Annotated in this window: 1 protein-coding gene and 1 pseudogene; one reads left to right on the top strand and one right to left on the bottom strand. The window is 54.0% G+C overall.

Translation table 11 applies throughout. The annotated features are described in order from the left end of the window. Window positions 1–526 precede the first annotated feature (526 nt). Window positions 527–1,093 carry an isochorismatase family protein gene (locus tag ACNFHO_RS27355; protein ID WP_063544609.1) on the top strand — a complete coding sequence of 189 codons (567 nt, stop codon included), beginning with the start codon at window positions 527–529 and terminating at the stop codon, window positions 1,091–1,093. Here ACNFHO_RS27355 and ACNFHO_RS27360 read toward each other — a convergent pair. After that, a pseudogene (locus ACNFHO_RS27360) lies at window positions 1,083–1,212 on the bottom strand (transposase domain-containing protein); the annotation flags it as partial. The gene ACNFHO_RS27355 and the pseudogene ACNFHO_RS27360 overlap by 11 nt on opposite strands. Window positions 1,213–1,729 lie beyond the last annotated feature (517 nt).

The raw sequence follows: 1,729 nt of genomic DNA on the forward strand, positions 1-1,729 counted from the left end.
AGGGGCCGGATGAATGGAGCTAGCGGTTTTTGCCTTCTTTTGCCCGCGTGCAAAAGAAGGTCGCCGTAAAGGCGAAAAGGTGACTATGCGTCTCCCTCGTAAATGAATGTGTTTATAACTTTCAAAACACACACTCTGAAAGTTGAATGCTAGAGGGGTGGGTTTTTACAGTTGTGAGCATATCCGTTCGCGAGGGTGACGCTTAGTCACCTTTTCGCCCTTACGGCGAGTCACTTTTTGTCAGACGCGAAAAAAAGTAACCAAAAAACGCTGCGTTCCAATCATCCGGCCTCCTGAAGTCGCTGAGGTACGGGCGGTGTCTGGGCTGACGTAGCTGTCGCTCGTGAGGTATGTAAGCGTCCGCCCAACTCACCTTGCGTGAGCTGGGCCGGAATCCACTGACGGAGTAGCAACCCGTCCTTAGTGGCCTCTTTGTCAGCTCCGGCACCCTAGCGAGACTGCGCTGCTTGTTGACTGGAAGACGTTGCAGCACACTAAGTGTCCAACGTAAGGAGACGACCCCCACATGAAGGATACGCCTAGCATCCCCCTGATTATCCTCGATGTTCAGGATGCTATCGATCAGCCTGTTTGGAATGGTAAAAGCCACCCTGGCTATTTGTCCGTAATCCAACGCCTTCTGCGGCACTGGCGATCAAATGGCTGGCCTGTCCTTCATGTGAAGCATGATGAAGAGAATCCCACCTCCAGCTATCACGTTCATGGCCCTTGGAATGGGATCAAGAAAGAAGTGGCGCCGATAGAGGGCGAGATTGTCATCATCAAGCATGAGAACTGCGCATTCATAGGAACTCAATTGGATGCCATTCTCAAAAGCATGCAAGTAAAACGCATTGTGTTGACCGGTGTTGTGGTTCATAACAGCATGGATGCCACTATTCGAGCCGGGAAAGCGCTTGGGTACGAAATTATTCTTCCAGCGGATGCCACGACTGCTGTACCCGTAATCGGGCCGCAAGGAACGTGTTGGGACGCCTCAACCGTTTATGAGCTGACCTTGGCCATACTGGGCACCGAATATGCCCAGGTCATGTCATCAGATGATGTGATCACAGCTCTGCCTATGAAATAGCGGCAGGCCCCCACTGATGCGGTAGCAAGTGCCCGATTTTACTGGCCCCGCGGGGTCGGCAGCCGCATCAGAACGTCCTTGAGATAGGCGTACGGATCGTGCCCATTCATGCGCGCTGAGGTATGAGGCTGGATGCTCTTGATCTTGCTTCTAAGCGCGCGATGGATCAGGCGCCGCCAATCGCGACTTCAGGAGGCCGAGTGGAGTTCTTGCGGAGGGAGGTGACGGGCATGGATGCCCGTCAAGCGCTGCGCCCCAGGAGGGGCGTTCAGCGCGGTCCTCCCGGGAGCAAGAACGGAGCGAGGGAACCCCGGAGCGAAGCGTAGGGGCCGGATGAATGGAGCTAGCGGTTTTTGCCTTCTTTTGCCCGCGTGCAAAAGAAGGTCGCCGTAAAGGCGAAAAGGTGAATATGCGTCTCCCTCGTAAATGAAGGTGCTTACAACTTTCAAAACACACACTCTGAAAGTGGAATGCTAGAGGGGTGGGTTTTTGTAGTTGTGAGCATATCCGTTTGCGAGGGTGACACTTAGTCACCTTTTCGCCCTTACGGCGAGTCACTTTTTGTCAGACGCGACAAAAAGTAACCAAAAAACGCTGCGCTCCGTTCATCCGGCCCTGCGCTTCGCTCCGGGTTCC

This window comes from Pseudomonas sp. NY15374, assembly GCF_048068255.1.
In the GTDB taxonomy this organism is placed as follows: Bacteria; Pseudomonadota; Gammaproteobacteria; order Pseudomonadales; family Pseudomonadaceae; genus Aquipseudomonas; species Aquipseudomonas machongensis.

Excerpts from the sequence above, each read along its gene's own strand:
- ACNFHO_RS27355 (WP_063544609.1), top strand. The coding sequence starts at position 527 with ATGAAGGATACGCCTAGCATCCCCCTGATTATCCTCGATGTTCAGGAT.